The organism is Oxalobacteraceae bacterium OTU3CINTB1 (assembly GCA_024123955.1).
GTDB lineage: Bacteria > Pseudomonadota > Gammaproteobacteria > Burkholderiales > Burkholderiaceae_D > Rugamonas.
In genome coordinates, this window is record CP099652.1 from 5,263,769 (window position 1) to 5,284,180 (window position 20,412).

The 20,412-nt window shown below is 59.3% G+C and carries 12 protein-coding genes and 5 pseudogenes; 8 read left to right on the forward strand and 9 right to left on the reverse strand.

The genetic code is table 11. The features are described 5' to 3' along the window. Nucleotides 1–798: 798 nt before the first annotated feature. From NHH73_22745 to NHH73_22755, 3 genes and pseudogenes are all read right to left on the reverse strand, one after another. Nucleotides 799–1,881 (reverse strand): annotated as a pseudogene (locus NHH73_22745) (methyl-accepting chemotaxis protein). 81 nt (nucleotides 1,882–1,962) lie between these two features. Continuing rightward, nucleotides 1,963–2,406: pseudogene (locus NHH73_22750) on the reverse strand (methyl-accepting chemotaxis protein). Between the two features lie 734 nt (nucleotides 2,407–3,140). Continuing rightward, nucleotides 3,141–3,728 carry a hypothetical protein gene (locus tag NHH73_22755; GenBank protein USX25388.1) on the reverse strand — a complete coding sequence of 196 codons (588 nt, stop codon included), beginning with the start codon at nucleotides 3,726–3,728 and terminating at the stop codon, nucleotides 3,141–3,143. Between the two features lie 127 nt (nucleotides 3,729–3,855). Between NHH73_22755 and NHH73_22760 the strand changes: the two genes are divergently transcribed. Continuing rightward, nucleotides 3,856–4,983: a Dam family site-specific DNA-(adenine-N6)-methyltransferase gene (locus tag NHH73_22760; protein ID USX25389.1), complete on the forward strand. Its 1,128-nt coding sequence runs from the start codon at nucleotides 3,856–3,858 to the stop codon at nucleotides 4,981–4,983. Nucleotides 4,984–5,103: 120 nt separating this feature from the next. On the opposite strand, the gene NHH73_22765 is transcribed toward NHH73_22760, so the two are convergent. Then, the gene (locus tag NHH73_22765; protein USX25390.1) at nucleotides 5,104–5,715 is read right to left on the reverse strand and encodes a hypothetical protein; all 612 of its coding nucleotides are present in this window, start codon (nucleotides 5,713–5,715) and stop codon (nucleotides 5,104–5,106) included. 319 nt (nucleotides 5,716–6,034) lie between these two features. Between NHH73_22765 and NHH73_22770 the strand changes: the two genes are divergently transcribed. After that, a complete protein-coding gene (locus NHH73_22770) occupies nucleotides 6,035–7,615 on the forward strand; it encodes a hypothetical protein (GenBank protein USX25391.1) in 1,581 nt (526 codons plus the stop codon). A 67-nt stretch (nucleotides 7,616–7,682) separates the two neighbouring features. Here NHH73_22770 and NHH73_22775 read toward each other — a convergent pair. Further along, nucleotides 7,683–8,813, reverse strand: a pseudogene (locus NHH73_22775) (RNA helicase). 135 nt (nucleotides 8,814–8,948) lie between these two features. On the opposite strand from NHH73_22775, the gene NHH73_22780 reads away from it, so the two are divergent. Next, the gene (locus NHH73_22780; GenBank protein USX25392.1) at nucleotides 8,949–9,545 is read left to right on the forward strand and encodes an IMPACT family protein; all 597 of its coding nucleotides are present in this window, start codon (nucleotides 8,949–8,951) and stop codon (nucleotides 9,543–9,545) included. Nucleotides 9,546–9,622: 77 nt separating this feature from the next. Here the strand turns inward: NHH73_22780 and NHH73_22785 are convergent, their stop codons facing one another. Continuing rightward, nucleotides 9,623–10,783 carry a DUF418 domain-containing protein gene (locus NHH73_22785; GenBank protein ID USX25393.1) on the reverse strand — a complete coding sequence of 387 codons (1,161 nt, stop codon included), beginning with the start codon at nucleotides 10,781–10,783 and terminating at the stop codon, nucleotides 9,623–9,625. A 291-nt stretch (nucleotides 10,784–11,074) separates the two neighbouring features. Between NHH73_22785 and NHH73_22790 the strand changes: the two genes are divergently transcribed. From NHH73_22790 to NHH73_22800, 3 genes are all read left to right on the forward strand, one after another. Further along, on the forward strand, nucleotides 11,075–12,739 hold the full coding sequence (locus NHH73_22790) for a methyl-accepting chemotaxis protein (protein ID USX25394.1): 1,665 nt from the start codon (nucleotides 11,075–11,077) through the stop codon (nucleotides 12,737–12,739). A gap of 233 nt (nucleotides 12,740–12,972) precedes the next feature. Further along, nucleotides 12,973–15,216, forward strand: coding sequence for a phospholipase C, phosphocholine-specific (locus tag NHH73_22795; protein USX25395.1), 2,244 nt, complete (start codon nucleotides 12,973–12,975; stop codon nucleotides 15,214–15,216). 53 nt (nucleotides 15,217–15,269) lie between these two features. Next, nucleotides 15,270–15,848, forward strand: coding sequence for a PEP-CTERM sorting domain-containing protein (locus NHH73_22800; protein ID USX25396.1), 579 nt, complete (start codon nucleotides 15,270–15,272; stop codon nucleotides 15,846–15,848). A gap of 5 nt (nucleotides 15,849–15,853) precedes the next feature. Here the strand turns inward: NHH73_22800 and NHH73_22805 are convergent. The 3 genes and pseudogenes from NHH73_22805 to NHH73_22815 all read right to left on the reverse strand — a co-directional run bounded on the left by NHH73_22805 (nucleotide 15,854) and on the right by NHH73_22815 (nucleotide 18,187). Next, a pseudogene (locus NHH73_22805) lies at nucleotides 15,854–16,621 on the reverse strand (methyl-accepting chemotaxis protein). A gap of 282 nt (nucleotides 16,622–16,903) precedes the next feature. Then, a pseudogene (locus NHH73_22810) lies at nucleotides 16,904–17,389 on the reverse strand (MCP four helix bundle domain-containing protein). Nucleotides 17,390–17,401: 12 nt separating this feature from the next. Continuing rightward, on the reverse strand, nucleotides 17,402–18,187 hold the full coding sequence (locus NHH73_22815; GenBank protein USX25397.1) for a transporter: 786 nt from the start codon (nucleotides 18,185–18,187) through the stop codon (nucleotides 17,402–17,404). Between the two features lie 293 nt (nucleotides 18,188–18,480). Here NHH73_22815 and NHH73_22820 point away from each other — a divergent pair, with 293 nt between their 5' ends. Both NHH73_22820 and NHH73_22825 read left to right on the forward strand, forming a co-directional pair. Then, a complete protein-coding gene (locus NHH73_22820) occupies nucleotides 18,481–19,725 on the forward strand; it encodes an HlyD family efflux transporter periplasmic adaptor subunit (GenBank protein USX25398.1) in 1,245 nt (414 codons plus the stop codon). Nucleotides 19,726–19,745: 20 nt separating this feature from the next. Further along, nucleotides 19,746–20,408, forward strand: a complete 663-nt coding sequence (locus NHH73_22825) for an ABC transporter ATP-binding protein (protein USX25399.1) — start codon at nucleotides 19,746–19,748, stop codon at nucleotides 20,406–20,408. Nucleotides 20,409–20,412 lie beyond the last annotated feature (4 nt).

Here is a 20,412-nt window from a genome sequence, read left to right on the forward strand (position 1 = left end):
CGAATAGCTGTACCATAGCCTGGGCCGCCACAGCTTTAGGATGAGAACATGAGCGAAGAAAGACGAGAAGGACTCCGAAAGGTGTTGCGAGTACGAGCGACGATACAAATCGCAGAACATGCGGCAGAGGTTCGGACGCACGATATAAGTTTGACAGGTATATGTTTACTCCTGCCTTTCCCGTCAAAGCTAGGCGGAACAGCAAAAATTCAATTTTCGCTGTTCCACGAAGGAGTACTCAAAGAATTGACAGTGTCAGGGAAGGCGATGCATTCAAGCCTTAGTGCAGACAAGTTCCGCACAGGTTTTTCATTTACTGTTATCAGTCCAGAGCACTTTAAGATCATCGCTAATTACTGTAGAGACCGATAGTTGAATTAACTGACTGCCCAGCTGTGGACCGACTACTGGGTTGCCAACGGGCGCCTAACGATGTAGAGGAAGCTGCGGTTTGGCTACCAGGCAATGGGGCAGGTTTTGTGAAGGTTAAACGCATCTTGCCGACGGTTACTTCAACATCGCAGGCCAACACCAAATCGCTTGTGCACGCCCGACCAAGGTACAGGGACCTAAGCCTACAATCATGAAGCGCGTCTTCAGCATGCGCACGACTTTCCATGGGTTAGAACAGATCCACATGTGCACCCACACCGGCACGCCTCTGTCAGACACTCGCACCCGAGCTACACGAATATTCATCATCAGCACCGACGCTAAAACAGATTGCGGCTCTGCCAAGAGCTCCCTCAGACGACAGCTGGTGCAGCGCCTTTGCGGCCGCATAAGGGCATAGCTGACCTACCGGGAACGGGACACCATTGGCAGCCGATTCGAAGTGCGATTTCCCTGATGCGATTCGCGGCCGCTGGTTGTAGCCGAAGGCCCATACATTATCGCGCCACTTGCCAAACGCTGGTTCAACACAAACCTACCGACCACCTCTGCGAGCGCAACAGCCTGCCCCTGCAGCGACTCAGCAGCTGCCGCCGACTCTTCGACCAGAGCGGCATTCTGCTGCGTAACGCCATCCATCTGAATGACAGCTTGATTGATCTGCTCGATTCCCAGGCTCTGTTCCCTGCTCGCGGCGGTGATTTCGGTGATAATGTCGCTCACGCGCCGCACGCTTTCTACCACCTCGGTCATCGTCTCGCCCGCCTCGTTAACCAGCCTGGTTCCCGACTCGACCTTCGATACAGAATCATTGATGAGGGTTTTAATTTCCTTCGCCGCCGAAGCACTTCGCTGAGCGAGATTGCGCACTTCCGTGGCGACCACCGCGAACCCTCTGCCCTGTTCGCCAGCGCGCGCTGCTTCGACCGCCGCGTTCAACGCCAAGATGTTAGTCTGGAAAGCAATGCCATCAATGACGCTGATTATCTCGACGATTTTCTTTGAAGACGCGTTGATCGCACCCATCGTACCTACCACATCGCTTATGACCGCGCCGCCTTTCGTCGCGACTGCGGACGCGGCGCTGGCAAGGCTGTCAGCCTGACGCGCGTTGTCGGCATTTTGCTTGACTGTGCTAGTCAGCTCCTCCATGGACGATGCCGTCTCCTCAAGCGAACTCGCCTGTTCCTCAGTGCGAGATGACAGATCCAGGTTGCCGACAGCGATTTCCCGCGACGCCGTTGTCATGGTGTCAGTTCCGGCGCGAACTTGACTGACTATTTTTTCGAGGCTCTCGTTCATCAGCTTCAACGCTTCGAGCAGCATGGAAGTCTCATCCTTGCCTGTTATCTTGATCTCGCTGGTGAGATCACCCGTAGCAACAGTGCGGGCGATCGTAACCGCACGATTGATGGGGATCGTAATGCTACGAGTAATGAGCAGAGCAATCAACCCTCCGGACAACACTGCCAATGCTGCAATTCCGATCATCATGTTCCGTGCCAGCAAGTAGGTCGCATCTGCAGCGGCAGTAGCCTCTTCGTTTTGCTTCTTCTCGGTCGCGACCAGTGCTGCTAGATTTTTTTGCCAACGCTGCTGGACCGCACGTAAATCACCCATCAAAATCTTAACGGCGACCGGCGTATTATTTGCCACTCCGAGCATCTGGACCTTTTCCATCAAGGGCAGCGCTGCCGCGCTCGCCTCCTTAATTTCATCCAGCAGTCTAGTCTCATCCTCCTGTATCCCATACACGGCAAAAGTTGCGCGTAGGTGTTTCTCTGCCTCGTCGTAGTCAGCGGCCTGCCTCCTAATCCGCTCGACTTGGGTTTGCATCTGAACCGCATCATCAAGCAAAACGATATTGCGCAGCGCGATCATGCGATCATCAACGCTGAGTCGCATTGCCGAGGCCAAACTCGACTCGACGTCGTTACCTTTTGTAATTTCCACCATCGAGTTCTGAATCGCTGCCATCCGCGTCACTCCCAGCAAGGCGACCGCGATCAACATCACCAAGACTATGCTGAAGGCCCCAATCAGGCGGGGCCCAATTTTCAAGTTTTCGATTTTCATGACTGCTGCTCCTGACATTATCGTCGACGGACCGCTGTACTAGTACAGCGCGCAACTTGCGCGAAATGATAGTCCGAGTGAGTGGTGAGCGGCGGGCGCGGGGCCGAGAGATACATCGTCGCGAGACGACAATGGTGATACTTGCACTATTGGCAGGACCTGCCAAACAATCCGAGAGTCGATCGGCGCGGGCTTGGGCGACGAGAGTCAATCCAAGAATTTTACCCAAATTTCCATATGGAAACAACTTCTTTTAAAAAGCATAGCTTCCGTTGCCGTTGTGCTATCGCCGAGCACCATCAAGATGACCGCATCCTCTTCATTTCCTCGCCGGATTGAATCTCTCAAATTTGATCCTCCCTCGATGCTGGCGAAGGCTGCGACGCAATTCTCAAACTCCAAACCCGTGAACACGAACACGACCACCCAGCGATGGATCATATGCACCAATATAGTCATGACAGCCACGGTCACATGCCCGCGAATTCCCGTGGGACGGTAGCGAATTCACACGCATACATGTACGCCTAAGTATTGCTTGGGCCGAGTTGACTCGACCGAGAGTGACGTAGTTGAGCAAGTGCGAAAAAACGCGCCGCAAGGGCGCGTTGAATGACTTTACGCTGTAGGTGTCCCGAGGACGCTACATGCAGCACTACCCCGGAGGCCTACTAGGAGCACTGAAGTGCAACGTATGTTGGCTCCCCCCTTGCGCCTACAAACCGATATTCTTCATTGCTGAGCAACGGAGGGAACTGAGCGTGTAATGACTGAATATACTCTTCATCTGGCACAAATCTATCAGCCGCCAGCGCTCTAGTCGTGCTGTACCAGTAGTCTTCGAAGTCCCTATCCACATGGAACGTTTGCACCGAAACAGATTTCCGCGTTACCCAAGCAACGTAAACTGTTTTGCCCTCACCGTAGAGCAAATCGACGACGTCAGAGAGCGCGGTTGCTACCGACATTTCTCCATCGCCCCATGCCAAATATGGTGAGGTACCAAACTCGTTTCCGCAACCGTTGATGGCAAAGGATGGACCGTCAGACGTGCCCCCCCAATCCTCTGGAATACGTTCTGACCGAATAACCAACATGGTGGCTCCCGACATTTCCTCTGGAACCAAGGCTGGCAACAACGCTCCAGTGGTCAATAACACGCCATGGTGTGCCTTCTCAAGCTGACGTACCGCCCTTGCAAATTCTGCTGATTTACGCTTCGCGTCCGCAAGTTTGCATCTCAAAATATTGCTACTCAATTTTCTTCCTTTCGGTTACGTACAAAATATGTATAGCAACCGCGATGACCATTTTTATTCAACTAAGAATTTTTTTTCATAGAAAGCTCATGGCTGAACTTGGATAAAAAGGGTTGCTGCACTTGGGATGAAAAATTCCAAGTACACCCGACCGCCACTACGATGGGCTGGCGGCAAACAGCGCATCCTCTCAAGGGTGCTCCCTCACATCCAAGGCTCAGGAAGACTGATAGAGCCATTTGTAGGCGCTGGGTCGGTGTTCACAGCAGCAGGTGAGCGCGACATCATCATCAACGACGCTAACGCCGACCTCATTGAGTTCTATCAATGCCTGAAAAGAGACGTCAACGGTTACATAGAGGCTGCTGCCATCTTCTTTACCGAGGCAAACAGGAGCGTCGAGGCATACGTCGCAAATCGCGACCGATTCAATAAAAGCGAATCCGGCGTCGAACGTGCGGCCCTCCTTCTTTACCTCAATAAATTCGGTTTTAACGGGCTATACCGAGTCAACAAGCGGAATAGCTTCAATGTGCCGTATGGCCATCCCAAAAAACTTCCTGAGTTTCCTCGCCTGCAGCTCCTGGAAATGGCGGTGAAACTGCAAAAGGTGCAAATCCAGCACGGTGATTTTACGGCTGCTATAGCTCTCGCATCTGCTGGGGATGTCGTCTACTGTGACCCGCCCTACGCTGATGCGTCCGTGGCCAAACGCTCTTTCACCGCCTACACCTCCGATTCGTTTAGCTGGCAACAACAGCAGCAATTGGTCGATGTCTCGCACGCAGCGGTTGCGCGAGGTGCGACCGTGGTCATCTCGAACCATGACAACGAGGTCACTCGTGCGTTGTATAAGGGGGCAGAGATTCATTCGTTTGATGTGCGCAGAAGTGTCGCTGCTAATGGCGAAGCGCGCACGGCCGCACGGGAATTGATAGCAGTCTTCCGTCCATCTGCAGTATCAAGGTCCACAGCTGGCCAATCGATTCCAGCTAAGGATGCCGTTGAGGCTAATATTCCCGGCTCCAATTCGAACTCCAACGCAGCGGCTAGCACAGAGTATTTCGATATATTTGAGCTGTCAGAAGTCCTTGGAATTTCTGTGGCCAAATTAAGAGCTCTGGGTAGGGAGGAAGGATGGCGATTGCCTCCGCCTGCGAACTTCGGCAGTAACATCGGCATCGTAAGATGGCGAGCCCATGAAGTGAGCCAATGGATGGTTGAGACCGGTTTTTCCGCCAACGGCGGGCACTGATGCTTTAGTGCTGCATTTTTTCCGGTTTATCCAACCGCCGTAGCAGGCAGGCCGAACAACGGCTTATCCAAGAGTCATACAAAAAAAGCTCCCCAATTTTTTGGGGAGCCAACTCGACAATCAAAGAATTCTCAAGGGTTCTAGGCTTTCCATGATGTACAGGGGACCACCACGCTCATTCACAGTGCGTTGCTCTCCATCTGAGAGCAACGCAGGAAAATGCGCCATTTTTGAAGCAGCGTATTCCTTATCCAGAATAAAGCGGCCAAGCCGCCAACTATTCGCTGCAACTTCAATTCGATTGTCAAAATTCTCAGTTCTGTCAATGGAATGAACGACGACTTCTGTTTTCGTCACCCAAACCACAAACATCTTGTCAGCCAATGGGTGGTCCTCAAGAAGTGCCGCGATTGACTCAACCGGAATTCCGATTGCCAATTCGTCGTCCATCCAGGTCAGATATGCCATGACGCCCATAAAATCTACCTCAAAAACATCGAGCTGGACATCACACTCGCAGATTGTCCCAGCCCATCCATCAGGAACCCGGCTCGACCTAACGATAATTGTTGGCACTGGGCCGTCTTTTGGGGATATAAGCGAACGCAGCTGAGTGCTGTCGGCTACGCAAAAGGCGCTAGCCTTAGTTTCTAGCTTCTGCAGGCACGTCAAAAGGTGTGATTCCTTTTTCATTACTGCGGACAATTTAAATTTTTTAATGCCATCAATCATAGTTCCCTCGGAATTCAATGTGCGAACTATGTGTAAGCACGACAGCGCCTAAATTTTAGATTTCCCTGAAATTTAATTTCACCCGTCCAAATTCTCTCCGCCAAGCCAAGGTCCTTTCTGAGGACCATCCTCATTGCATGAGAAAATAGGATGGAACTTTTCCTATTCGAGCACTTCGAATTGATGCCCCCCTCCTGTACGTGTCGAGGCATCAAGAAGAAGATATTAACGGCGAGTTCTGGACTTTGCCCATGTAAGCGCGTTTAAACCCTAATTCATACTCTCCTAGTCAACATCGACATCAACATGGAAGATATATATGAAATCGCCCGCGCCAATCCCCCGTTTCGCTAGCTCCATTGAAAATCAAGCTTCGAAATCTGAGCATCTGGGGAGCAAGCCTTTTGAAGTAAATGAGTGCACTTCTAATGAAAATGGTGACAAAAATTATTTAATCTTACCCTCGCAGATAAATCCTGCAAGCGTCACGGTAATGCACCGCGCGCGCGCATTGGAGCATTTCCCTCGGTTAAACGAGTTTCAACAGCAACTGATAGAGACCTATCCAGATGAGGAATTCAAACAACTGCATGCGGTATTCTGTGTAAGTCAGGAAGAACTGCTGCAAGACGGTTCGCACAGTCAAAGCGGCCTTCTGGTAGCAAACGTACCGGATTATCTTTCGCCAATGCTTGACAAATTGTTTGGTTCCCCGCCTGAGGTCGCGAACATAGTTAGATTAAATCGAATCACATGCTCGACCGTTTTGATGTGGAGCGTGCAAGACGAGCGCGGTATTTTGCATTCTGTCGCGATTAGCGCGGCACTTCTGTCACAACGGCCAATTAAAGGGGCTAAGCCTAGACCGTCGCGTATCGTATTTTGCTGCGCAGACCTTGTTGCCGTCGGCAGCTACGTGATTGATAACGATGCCATTCACGAAGCGCAAACGGAGGCAATGCTAAATCGGTACTATCGGAACTCTCCAAAAGAGGAACTAGCAAGAGCTGATGCTGATGCAGTTTCGGCTGGGTCAGATGAACCATGGCTGGGAAAGCCATGGAAAACTAATGACAGAGGTTTTCTGACCCAAATCGCGCATGCCGAGCTTGGTGTGGCTAGGCTGTCCCAACGTGCTACTGGCTACGCCCAGGAGTACTTCATAAAGGACGAATATGGATATCGTGCTGAAGATTATTTTCGCCCCCAAAAACCAGCTCTTGAGGTGAAAATTATTGAACGCAGCAACGCAACCCAATTTCTGCCGAATTTTGATGAGCTTCAACTGCGGCTTGCGAACAGTTGCATGCTTAGTGGAACCACCGCGAAAGCTTCCGCGTTATTTGTCATGGATGACTCTGCCGGGGACTACGAGACTCCGCTCACAGTCGACCCGCTATTGATTGCGAACTTGCCGGACTATCTCGCCCCGTTAATTGAAAAATTGGCTAGCACTGCGCCGGTACCCGTTAACCTGCCGTGGCTTGACCTTAAAGATAACGAAACGCTCATGATGTGGAGGGTTCGCGATCACGAAAATCGCCTACACATTGTCGCGATAGATTTCGGAATGGTGCCGCTCCTCACAAGCCGCATCTCAGCACATGGAGAACTTCATGTCGCCCGTATCGCCCTCTGTTGCGCAAACCAGGTCGCATTCAGTAGCCTGTGGATTGATAACACGGACTATTTAGAGGCCTATGGGGCTCAGGAAAATGGCTCGCAGTACGGTTGCTACGATGAGCTAGAAAAGGCGGGAGCAGCACTTAGAGCCTCTAAGGCAGGTTCGGCAAGGCCTTGGTACGGCAAGCCATGGTGCGATGAGAACGGTACGACGTTGACGCAGCTCGTGCTCTTCACGTCAGACCTCTCTGGTGAGCGATTTGACAATAATGATTGAGCGATAAGTATCGGTTCCCCGATTTTGCAATACAACTTCATCGAAGAGCTTGGTAAGTGCTTATAACCGGCGACAAATTGCCATAGACGGTGGCCACCGACAGGCCGACCTCGGTCACCATGTCGCGCCACATCAGCACTTCCCGGCGCGAAAAGCAGATGACGGCGTCGCCGCGCCGCAGGTTGGTCAGCTTGCGCACGGCCGACGGCTCCATCGACAGCGGCCCCTTGCGCTTCAACACATGCACTTCCAGCTCGCATTCCAGCCGCGCGGCCAGCACTTCGATGGCGCGCCGCGCTTCCGGCGCCCCGACCAGGTAGACGGTGTGGGCCGGGGCGCCGCAGACGGCGGCGGTCCAGGCCGAGCCGCGATCGCGGTCGGCCAGCATCTGGATCTCGTCGATCACCGCCACATCGACCGGCGTGCGCGTATCGAGCATCTCGACCGTGCTGGCGACGTGGGTGGCGCCGGCCACCAGGCGCCGCTCCTCGCCGGTGACCAGGCTGACGGCCAGCGGCCTGCCATGCTGCTCCATGCCCTGCAGGCGTTCGTAGTTTTCCAGCGCCAGCAGCCGCAACGGCGCCAGATAGACGCCGCTGGGCGCCTTGGCCAGCGCTTCGATGGCCTGGTGGGTCTTGCCGGAATTGGTGGGACCCAGCAGCGCGATAAACTTACGCTTGATGCGACGGGCGACGTCGAACGACGCCGGATATTCGGCCAGGTTGATGCTTTGCCGGGTGCGCTCGGCGTGCTGCTCCTCCATCTCGCGCTCGACGGCGTGCTCCAGCCGCTGGCGGATGCGGTCGAACACCGTGCCGGCCGGCTCGGAGATTTGCATGTCGGCCAGCGCCTGCAGGAAAGGCTGCGGGTCCAGGTCGCAATCGTCGCAGGCATCGGCCATTTCGCGGACGAAGTCGCCGACGTAACCATGCAGTTCGGCGACGACGGCGTCGCTGGCCCGCTCGCGCAGCAACGCCGAGCGCGCGTCGCCATCCATCTTGCGCCACTTCGACGGCTTGGCCAGCACGCCCTGCGCCGGCACCAGGTCGTAGGGGTAATGTGTGCCGTTATACTCGACAATGCCGGTCAGGCGCAGAAACACCCGCCCTTCCATCCGGGACAACATAAACCCCTTGGCCGTCAGCCCCAGTTGGCGCATCAGTTCGTCGTCGTTTTCTTGATCTGCAATGTCTGTCATGGTGCTGGTCCGTCCAGGTTTGAGCGATACCGCGAGATTATATCGCGCCGCTCGGGCGCCCGTTTTTTGTATTTCCCAATGATATCTGGCACCATACGCGGTTCCGACCGCCCCGCCAGCCCTGAAACCACCGCAATGCCTCAAACCATTATCGCCCCCGTCCAGCATGAATTGCTGATTAAAAAGAGCCGTTTTATTGCCTGCGTGCAGCCAATGACGGACCGGGCGGCCGCGCAAAAAGTGGTGGCGGAATTATGGGCGCAACATCCCCAAGCGGCCCACGTATGCTGGGCATTATTAGCGGGCGGACAATCGGCGGCGGTCGATGATGGCGAACCCAGCGGAACGGCCGGGCGGCCCATGCTGGATGTTTTAAGGCATCAGGATCTGGAGGGCGTATTGGCCACTGTCGTGCGTTATTTCGGCGGGATTAAATTGGGTGCGGGCGGTTTGGTGCGGGCTTATACCGACAGCGTAGCGCAGGCTTTATTAAGCGCCGAGAAAATCGCCATTATCAAGCTGCGCCATTTAATCTGCACCGTACCGTACGCGATGGAAGGAATGATACGGCGCGAAATCGAAACGGCCGGCGCCAGCCTGGATAATGTATTCCACGCGGACGACGTCCGGTTCGAATTCAGCCTGGCGGACATTGCCGCCGTGCCGTTTATCATCCGCCTTAATGAGGCGGGTCACGGACGCATCCGCTGGACCGATCCCGACGACGAGTAGCCCGAAGAATAAGGAAACCCTCCTGCCACACGCCGCAAGCTCGATTTTGGTCTATTCGCGCCAATAACTGGCACGTCCTACCTGGGAGAACCCACCCAGGTGCCGCGATGCCACAGGGTTTCAAGCGGCCCTTGCTTGTGGCTCTTCAGCCACCACACGCTGAACTGTCGCTGCAGCAGGGCCAGCACGATCCCTATCGCCAGCGCATAACTGGCGCCGGTATGTTGATACATGCCCAAGCCGAAGCCATAATAAATCGACGTGCCGACCAGCGATTGCACGACATAGCTGGTCAAACTCATTCTTCCCAACGGCGAGAAAAATGCCAGCCAGCGCCAGAAATAAAACAGCAGCGCAAAGGCGGATACCAGCACCACCATAAACGCGAGATTCGACCACGACGTCACAATGACCAGCAGCGGCCGTTGAACCGCCAGGCCGACATTCCACGATTCCGGATAAGACTTCAGCAAATAGAATGGAATAAACGCCAGCACGGCGATGAACAACGTCCGCGACCAAAACCGCTGGTTTTCCCGGGTGCTTTTAAATACGCCTTTTCTGCCCGCGAGCATGCCCAGCATAAACAACGCGGGAATCTGGAACACGCGGCCGTTTTCCCAACTCCAGCGAATAACCCCAACTTTACCGTTAGTCAGGTTTTCCCACCATACCGTCGCCGCCGAGCCATGCGCCATATATTCATTTGCCCGGCCAAAATAAGCCCACGACGCCGGGTCGGCAAGTTTCTCGTCAGGATTTGGTAATGCCTGGAAAAACTCAAACCATGCATAAGGTTGCAGCAGCAATAGCACGGCGATCGCCAGCACCGTGCCGCTCCGCAATCGCGCGACGGGGATCAACGCCAGACCCAGCACCGCATAAATGCTCAGAATATCGCCGTGGTAAAACATTGAATTGACCAGGCCGAACGCCAGCAGCAACGCCAGGCGCCACGCGAAGCGGGGGCGGAAGTCCTCGCCGCGCTGCTCGCGGCTATGCCACTGGATGTAAAAGGTCATGCCGAACAGCAGCGCGAAGATGGCGTAGGACTTGCCGCCGAACAGGAAAAACATGCTGTCCCAGATCATTTTGTCGACCAGCTTCAGCCAATCGGGTATGCCCGCCGGCGAGAAGTAGAGGTCGAAATGCTCGATATTGTGGAGCAGCATGATCGAGACGATGGCGAAGCCGCGCAACGCATCGATCACATCCAGACGAGAAGAAGTGGTGTTCATCGGTTCCATTTACCTTGGCAAAATGAGCAAAATGCAAAGTTTATATGGAAACGATCCCATCGCCTACAACCGCACAGCCCGGCAGGTTGATCAGCGATGAGTAGTACATTGCGAAACAAGTTGCCACGTGGAAAATTCTCACGTATATTTCTGGTCATCCCACGCTGCACCGATCGCCCAACCCTCCCGCGATCTCCCCCTTTTTCTCCGGCCCCATTCCCGCCACCGTCTCCGCACCTGTCATTCCGGTGCGGCGCGCGAGTTCGACCTCTCGACCATTGGACAAGTGAAATGAAAAACGCGAACATCAAGGTAAGCACACGGCTGCGCATCGGCTTCGGTGTGATCCTGGCAATGCTGGCCGTCATGATCGGCCTGAGCATCCATCACCTCGGCACGCTCAACGCCGGCACCAACGCCATCGTCACCGAAAACTATCCGAAGGTGCTGGCAGCCCAGAACCTGATGAATATCAATAACAAGATCGCCCGCTCGCTGCGCAACGGCCTGCTGATCCGCGATGACGCCAAGGCCGAGACCGAACTGCTGATCGTCACCGACAAGCTCAAGGAAATGATTGTCGCCAGCGAAAAACTCGACGTCATGGTCAAGTCCGGCACCGGCCAGGGCCTGTTCGACGCGCTGAAGGCCGCCTATCCGCCGTACGCCGCCTCAATCGGGGAAGTGATGCGCTTGCGCCGCGACGGCGGCATCGACCAGGCCGTCGAATTCATGCTGACCAACACGCGTGAACTGCAGATGACCTACATGAAACGCCTGGATGCGATGATCGCACACCAGAGCGATGCATTGGAAAAAGCCCGCGCCGACGCCGAGGAAACCTATCAAAATTCCCGCAACATGATGCTGGTGTTGGGTCTGGCGGCGATGGGGCTCGGCATGGGCGGCGCGTGGCTCATCTCGCGCCAGCTGCTGAGCCAGCTCGGCGGCGAACCGGCCTATGTCGCCGGCATCGCCGCCAGCATCGCCGACGGCGACCTGGCGGTGGCGATCGCGCTGCCGCGCGGCGACGCGCACAGCCTGCTGTTCGCGATCCAGTCGATGCGCGACAGCTTGTCCGGCATCGTGCGCCAGGTGCGCGGCGGCGCCGAGTCCATCGTCACGGCGGCCACCGAAATCGCCAGCGGCAACCAGGACCTGTCGTCGCGCACCGAGCAGCAGGCCGGCTCGCTGGAAGAGACCGCCTCGTCGATGGAGGAACTGACCGCCACCGTCAAACAAAATTCCGAAAACGCCCGCCAGGCCAACACCATGGCGCGCTCGGCGTCGGCCATCGCGGTCGAGGGCGGCGCCGTGGTGTCGAACGTGATCGGCACCATGGCCGAGATCAACGGCTCGGCCAGGAAAATCGTCGACATCATCAGCGTCATCGACGGCATCGCCTTCCAGACCAACATCCTGGCCTTGAACGCGGCGGTCGAGGCGGCGCGCGCCGGCGAACAGGGGCGCGGCTTTGCCGTGGTCGCCTCCGAGGTGCGCACGCTGGCGCAGCGCTCGGCGGCGGCCGCCAAGGAAATCAAGACGCTGATCGACGACTCGGTCGCCAAGGTCGACGCCGGCACGGAACTGGTCGGGCAGGCCGGCGCGACGATGGAGCGCATTGTCGGCGCCGTCAAATCGGTGACCGACATCATGGGCGAGATCAGCATGGCCAGCCAGGAGCAGGAAGCCGGCATCGCGCAAATCAACCACGCGATCGCCGAAATGGACACCGTCACGCAGCAAAACGCCGCGCTGGTCGAGGAAGCGGCGGCCGCCGCCGAAGCACAGCAAGACCAGGCGCAGCAGCTCTCGCAGCTGGTGGGCGTCTTCAAGCTGGCGCCATTACAGCCGGCCGCGCCCACCACCGGTCGCGTCAACGTTCCTGCCCGCCGTCACGCAGCGCCAAGCCTGCGTAACAACAACGAGCACCTCGCGCGGATCGGCGCGGCGTGATCGACCAGGCGGCGCCGCCCGGCGCCGCCGCCCCGGCGTGCCCACCTGCACGCCGGACTGCTGTGAAGCCGCAGCGATTGTGTCTGGAATTCTGGGATCCCCTTGCCGTCTGTCATTGAGCCGTAACAGTTGCGACCTAAAGTAGCGGGGCCGCACAGCAAAACGGTAACACGAAGACAACAAAGCAACGCGCCTCCCCGGCGCGTGTCCCCCAACGTCCGCACACCAAGCCTATGACCTCACGACGCAGCTTCCTCCTCAACAGCGCCCGCGCGGGTATCGCTGCCGGCGCCTACGCAGCCTTTCCGCCGTCGATACAGCGCGCGCTCGCCATCCCGGCCAACAATGCGACCGGCACCATCCGGGACGTCGAGCATGTGGTGATCCTGATGCAGGAGAACCGCGCGTTCGACCATTATTTCGGCACGCTCGCCGGCGTGCGCGGCTTCGGCGACCGTTTCCCCATCCCCTTGCCAGAGGGCCGCAACGTCTGGCAACAGCGCGCGGCAAACGGCACCGTCATGTCGCCCTTCCATCTGGACGGCAGCACCGGCAACGCGCAGCGCGCCAGCGGCACGCCGCACGACTGGCTCGACAGCCAGCTGGCGTGGGACCACGGCCGCATGGACCAGTGGCCGCGCTACAAAAACCCGATTTCGATGGGCTTTTTCAAGGAAGCCGAGATTCCGTTCCAGTTCGCGCTGGCCAATGCGTTCACCTTGTGCGACGCCTACCACTGCGCGATGCACACGGGGACAGATGCCAACCGCTCGTTCTTCCTGACCGGCACGAATGGCGCGGTACCCACCGGCACCTCCTTCGTCAGCAACGAATGGGACGCCATCGACGGCCTGCCTGGCGGTGTCAACACCGGCTACACCTGGACCACCTACGCCGAGCGCCTCGAAACCGCCGGCGTGCGCTGGATGAGCTACCAGAACATGCCGGACGAATGGGGCGACAATATGCTGGGCGCGTTCCGGCAATTCCGGCGCGCCAACATCGCGTCCGGCTACCCCGTCTCCAGCGGCGGCGCGCCCGGCCGCCCCTACACCGACACCGGCCAGGCACTGCCCTACCATGCCTACGATGCCGCCACCGACAATGCCGGCAACCCGCTGTACAAGGGCGTCGCCAACACCCTGCCCGGCACCCAGCCCGAGCAGTACCTGGACGCGTTCAAGCGCGACATCCGCGAAGGCAAGCTGCCGCAGGTATCGTGGGTCAACGCGCCGTCGATTTACTGCGAGCATCCCGGCCCGTCGAGCCCGGTGCAAGGCGCGTGGTTCGTCCAGGAGGTGCTGGACGCCCTGACGGCCAACCCCGAGGTCTGGAGCAAGACCGTGTTGATCGTCACCTACGACGAGAACGACGGCTATTTCGACCATGCGCCCTCGCCGTCCGCGCCGTCGCCCGACGGCCAGGGCGGCTACGCCGGCAAAACCACGCTGCCCCAGGCGCAGTTGTCGCCCGAATACCATAACTATCCTAAACCGGCCGGCAGCGCGGGCCAGCCCGCCCCGGACGGCCGCGTCTACGGCCCCGGTCCGAGGGTGCCGCTGTTCGTGATTTCGCCGTGGAGCCGTGGCGGCTGGGTCAACTCCCAGGTGTTCGACCACACCTCGGTGCTGCGTTTCCTGGAAGCGCGTTTCGGCGTGCAGGAGCCGAACATCAGCGCCTACCGCCGCGCCGTCTGCGGCGATTTGACGAGTGCCTTCAACTTTGCCACGCCCAATTCCGAGGCGCTGCCGCAGCTGTCGGGTAAAAAGAACAAAAGCCAGGCCGACGCCCTGCGCGCCGCGCAACAGCGGCTGTCGCAGATCCGGCCCCCGGCCGCGCCGAGCATGCCGGCGCAGGCCGCCGGCACCCGGCCGTCGCGCGCGCTGCCCTACGAGCTGGCCACCACCTGCGAGGTGCAGCCCGGCGCCACGATGAACGCCGTGCGGGTCGCCCTGGGCTTCGTCAATACCGGCCGCCAGGCTGCGGTTTTCCATGTGTACGACCGCAAGAACCTGGCCGCCGTGCCGCGCCGCTACGCCGTCGAACCGGGCAAATCGCTGTCCGATACCTGGACGCCGGCGGTCGGCGGCGCCTATGACCTGTGGGTGCTGGGGCCGAACGGCTACCACCGCCACTTCACCGGCAGCGCGCTGCGCGCCGTCGCGGCCGGCCAGCCGCGCCCGGACGTGCAGGTGCGCTGCGACGCCACCACGGCGGAGCTGTTGGTCCGCCTTGTCAATGCGGGCGCCGCCGCCTGCACGTTCAACCTGAACGCGAACGTCTATGCGCCGCTGAGGCAGCTCCACACGGTTGCGCCGCGCGGCGAACTCGTGCTGCGCATTCCGGTGGCGGGCAACGGCTGCTGGTATGACTTCAGCGCCACGGTGTCGGGCCAGCCCGACTACCTGCGACGCTTCGCCGGCCGCGTCGAAACCGGCCGGCACACGGTCAGCGATCCGGCCCTGGGCCAGGCTTAAGCAGTCGGCGCGGCCGGCCGCGCTGTTTTCTAACTTACTTCAACAGGACATTCATGCATTCCATCATCCGCAAATTGGCCTTCAGCGCCGTCATCGCGCTGTCGACATCCCTGGCCTCGGCCGGTGTGCTCACCTTCGACGACATCGTCGGTCCCGACGGCTACGCCCACGTGCCCGACAACTACGGTGGACTGGACTGGTCGGCATCCGGCCTGTCGGTGTTCACCGGCGAACAGGCGCCGTTCACCCCGCATTCGGGCACTGGCAGGGTGACGACGGACTGGATCGACGGCGGGCCGGTCGCCAGCACCATCCGCTTCCTGGCGCCGACCGTCTTCAACGGCGCCTGGTTCTCGGGATTCGGCGACAGCAGCGTGCGCTTCGATTTATATAAGGGGAACCAGCTGGTCGCCAGCTCGGCGCTGCTGCAACTGTCGGACGTGCCGGCTTACCTGGACGCCGGCTGGAATGGCGCCATCGACGCGGTTGTCGTCTCGAGCGGCTTTCAAGGATCGTACGTGATGGACGATCTGAGCTTCCAGAGCGCGTCGCCGGTGCCCGAGCCTGGCCCGCTCACGCTGCTGCTGGCCGGAATGGGACTCATCGGCGCCCTGCGGCTGCGCCGGTCCTAACGCGACAGCCGGAAGACTTTCACCGCTTCGGCCAGCTGGTCGGCCTGCGCCTGCAGGGCGCCGGCCGCCGCCGCGGCCTGTTCCACCAGCGCGGCGTTCTGCTGCGTGGTGCTGTCGATGCTGCCGATGGCTTGATTGATCTGCTCGATCCCCAGTTCCTGCTCGCGGCTGGCGGTGGCGATCTCGCCGACGATGGTGCTGACGCGGCCGATGCCGTTGACGATCTCGTCCATCGTGCCGCCGGCCTGGCCGACCAGCACGCTGCCCGCCCCCACCTGCGCCACCGACGCGTCGATCAACTGCTTGATCTCCTTGGCGGCCGAATCGGACCGGTGCGCCAGGCTGCGCACCTCGGAGGCGACCACCGCGAAGCCACGGCCCTGCTCGCCCGCGCGCGCCGCTTCCACGGCCGCGTTCAAGGCCAGAATATTGGTCTGGAACGCGATACCCTCGATCACGCCGATGATGTCGACGATCTTCTGCGACGACGCGTTGATGGCGCCCATCGTCTCGACCACCTGGGTCATCACCGCCCCGCCCTTGCTGGCGACGCTGGCCGCCGACGACGCCAGGTCGTTGGCCTGGCCCGCGTTGCTGGAATTTTGCTTCACCGCCGACGTCAACTCCTCCATCGACGATGCGGTCTCCTCGAGCGAGCTGGCCTGCGACTCGGTGCGCGACGACAGGTCCATATTGCCGGTGGCGATTTCGCTCGACGCCAGCGCGATGGCGTCGGTGCCGCTGCGCACCTGGCTGACGATGGTGTGCAGGCTCGCGTTCATATTGGACAGCGCGCGCTTGAGCAAGCCCGTCTCAGAGATATCCGCCGCGTCGAGCGTCATGCTGCCGGACAAATCCCCTCTCGACACGCGCTCGGCGAATCCGACCGCCTCGTTCAAGGGCTGCATGATCGAGCGGGTAATCAGTTGGCCGATCACCAGCGCCACGATCACCGCCAGCAGTGAAAACCCGATGATCTGGTAGCGCGAGTTGGCCACCGCGCTGTCGCCGACCTCTTTGGCCGCCTCCGAGTTCTTCTCGATCAGGTCGCTCAGCGTCGACATGCTTTTTTCCAGCACGCGGAAGCTGTCCATGAAGCCGCCGAACTTGGCCTGCGCCGCATCCTTGTTGGTCAGCGACAGCTCGACCATTTCCTCGGTGTTCTTCAGGTAACGCTCGACGTCTGGCCTTACCGTCGCGATCGCGGCGCGGACCTCGGCATCGATGTCGGCCGCCTCCATATCCTTGATGCCCTTGCGGAACAGGGCCATGTGCTCGGCCAGGTCTTCGCGCACGCCCTTGACCTCGGCCGGATCGTTCTTCTCGGCGGCAAGACGCGCGGCCAGCACATCGGCGCGCAGCGCGTCATGCATCATATCGGCCTGCAATTGATCTTTCATCGCCGCGCTGTTGGTGCTGATGGAACTGATCGCCCCGTCCAGCACGTGCACCGCCACGTAACCGACCACCCCAACCAGGCTGACAAACGCCAGCGTGACCACATTGGATACCAGCAAGCGCTGCCTGATCGTCAACCGCATGGGAACTCCTGCTTAGAACTTCATGGAAAGGCCGACGGTCCAGCTCCAGTCGGGCGTTCGGCTGTTGAGCCCGCGCGACAACGCCGTATCGATTTGCACAGTCTTCGTCAGCAGATAGGCCACGCCGACGTCAAGCGTGCTGATGGTCCCGCCGTCGCGCGCGCGGGCGATCTTTTCATCGGAGTACTCGACAAACGTACGCAGCTGATCGGTCCACCCCTTGCCCAACACGATGCCGAAAATGCCTGTGGTGTGGCGGTCGCCATTGTCGTTGGGCAGCCAGGCCAGGCCGGGCATGACGCCGAGCGACCAGTCGTCGGCGAATTCCCACTCGGCGGCCAGCCGTAGCGAACCGCCCTTGCCTTGCGCGCGAAACGGCGCCGAGCCGGTATCGAGGTCCACGTGGGCGAGCACGCCCATCGACGGCGACGCGCCGTTCTCGTCGGCGATATGCCATTTAACGCCGAGCGAGACGTCGCCATAACCGCTGTCGGTCGAGCGCGCGCCACTGGCGAGGTCGGTGGTGGTGGCGCGCATGCGCCCGTCCGTTTCCAAACGGATTTCCCACGCGTCGGAGATGCCATAGCGCAGCAATGTCGGTGTCGAGTATGCTTTATCCTTGACGCCGTCGGCCTTGTTGCGATCGGCGGCGAAGCTGGTTTCGATCTGAAAGCGGCCCTTGCCGACGACGTTGCTCGACTCGACGAAATCCGGCCGGTCGGTGGCGATCTCATCATCGGCCGCGATGGCGAACGCAGGCAACATAAGCAAGGCGACAACAATTTTTTTGATAGTCATGACGACTCTCCAACGAGGAAACTCCGAGCACAACCGTAACACATTGATTTAGATCAACGGTTGGTAAATTTCCACACGTACACACTTACGCCATCACTTCAATCGCGTAACTCACTTGCGTGAAATAGGGTGTCCGTTTCCGGACGATGGTGGGCGAAGCCGGGCAAGGGGCGCCGCGCCCGCAGCCCGGCAGGCGTCGCTATCGCATTGATTTATATGATTTAATCAATGATCATCCCGGTGGCACGGCGATTGCAATAGTGAGGGCACACAACCCACAGTCACGCATCACTATGGACCAGGCCCTCAGCCCCAAGATCATCGCCAACAGCCGCCGCAACACCGCGCTCGCCATCGCCGCGCTGCTCGCGACGCTGTGCGTCGGCGCCTGGGGCATCAACCGCGCCGTCAGTCCCAGCGTGGCGGCAAACAGCGTCAGCATCGCCGAAGTGCGCGTTGGCGATATCGCCAACACCATCAACGCCTCCGGCATCGTCATCCCGATTCACGAAGCGCTGGTCGCCAGCCCGATCCAGAGCCGCGTCGCCAAGGTCCAGGCCAAGCTCGGCCAGCAAGTACAGGCCGGCGAACTGCTGCTGGAACTCGACAACCGCACCGTGCTGCTGGCGATCGACAGCCTCAAGGAACAGCTGGCACAACAGGAGAACCGCATCCTGGCGCTGACCTTGGAGCTGGCGCAGAAGCGCAAGGAACTGCTGAGCGCGATCGAGCTGCTGGAACTCGACCTGCAAGCGACGCGCGTGCGGCTGGGCCGCTACCAAACGCTGCGCAAGGCCGGCGGCGTCTCGGCCGAGGATCTGCTCACGGCCGAGCTCAACGTCCAGCGCAACGAGATCCAGCTGCGGCAAAAGCGCGAACAGATCGAGGACAGCAAGCGCGTCACCTCCAGCAACATCGAAGGCGCGCGGCTACAAAAGAGCATCCTGCAAAAGCAACTGCAAGAGCAACAGCAACTGCTGGCGCAAACACAGGTGCGCGCACCGTTCGCCGGCATGCTGACCTTCCTGCTGGCCGACGAGGGCGCCAGCCTGGCCAACGGGCAGCTGGTGGCCAGGGTGTCCGAACTGAACAACTACAAGGTCGAAGCCTCGCTGTCCGACTTCCACGCCCGCGCACTGAGCGCCGGCCAGCCGGTGCTGGTCGAACAAGGCAACGTCAAGCTCAAGGGCGAAGTCCACACCGTCCTGCCGGAAATCCAGAACGGCACCGTCAAGCTGCTGGTCACCTTGGCCGACCCGCACCACTCGATGCTGCGCAACAAGCTGCGCGTCGAGGTCAACATCGTCACCGAGCAAAGAAAGAACGTCCTGCTGGCCGACAGCGGCCCCGCCTTCAACGGCCGCGGCCCGCAGGACATCTTTGTCGTGCGCGACGGCGTGGCCCGCAAGACCACGCTCGACATCGGCGCCAGCGACGGTAAGAACGTCGAGATCCGGGCCGGCGTGCGCGCCGGCGACCGCCTCATCATTTCAGACACCCGCAACTATAAAGACCGCGACAGCATCCGCGTCGATTAACCCATACGGAGAGAACACACATGATACGTCTGCAAAAAGTCAGCAAAACCTACCAGACCGACAAGGTCGAAACCCTGGCCCTGAAGGACATCGACCTGCACGTCGAGAAAGCGGAGTTCGTCTGCATCATGGGCCCCAGTGGCTGCGGCAAGAGCACCCTGCTCAACCTCATCGGCCTGTTGGATCATCCCGGCAGCGGCGCCATCCACGTGGCCGGCACGCCGGTGGCCTCGTACAAGGATAAATATGTTGCCAAGCTGCGCAACCAGACCTTCGGCTTCATCTTCCAGAGCTTCCACCTGATCAACGACTTGCGCGTGATCGACAACGTCGAGCTGCCGCTGTTGTATCGCAATATCTCGGCCAAGAAGCGCCAGCGGCTGGCGCGCGAGGCGCTGGAAAAAGTCGGCCTGGGCGCCCGCATGGACCACTACCCCAACCAGCTGTCGGGCGGCCAGCAGCAGCGCGTGGCGATCGCCCGCGCCATCGTCGGCCAGCCGCAGGTGCTGCTGGCCGACGAGCCAACCGGCAACCTCGACAGCAAGATGGGCCAGGAGGTGATGGACATCCTGCTCCAGCTGCACAGCGAGGGCACCACCGTCATCATGGTCACCCACAACGAGCAGGAGGCGAAAATGGCCGGCCGCATCGTGCGCGTGTTCGACGGCCAGCTGGTCGCGTAAGGAG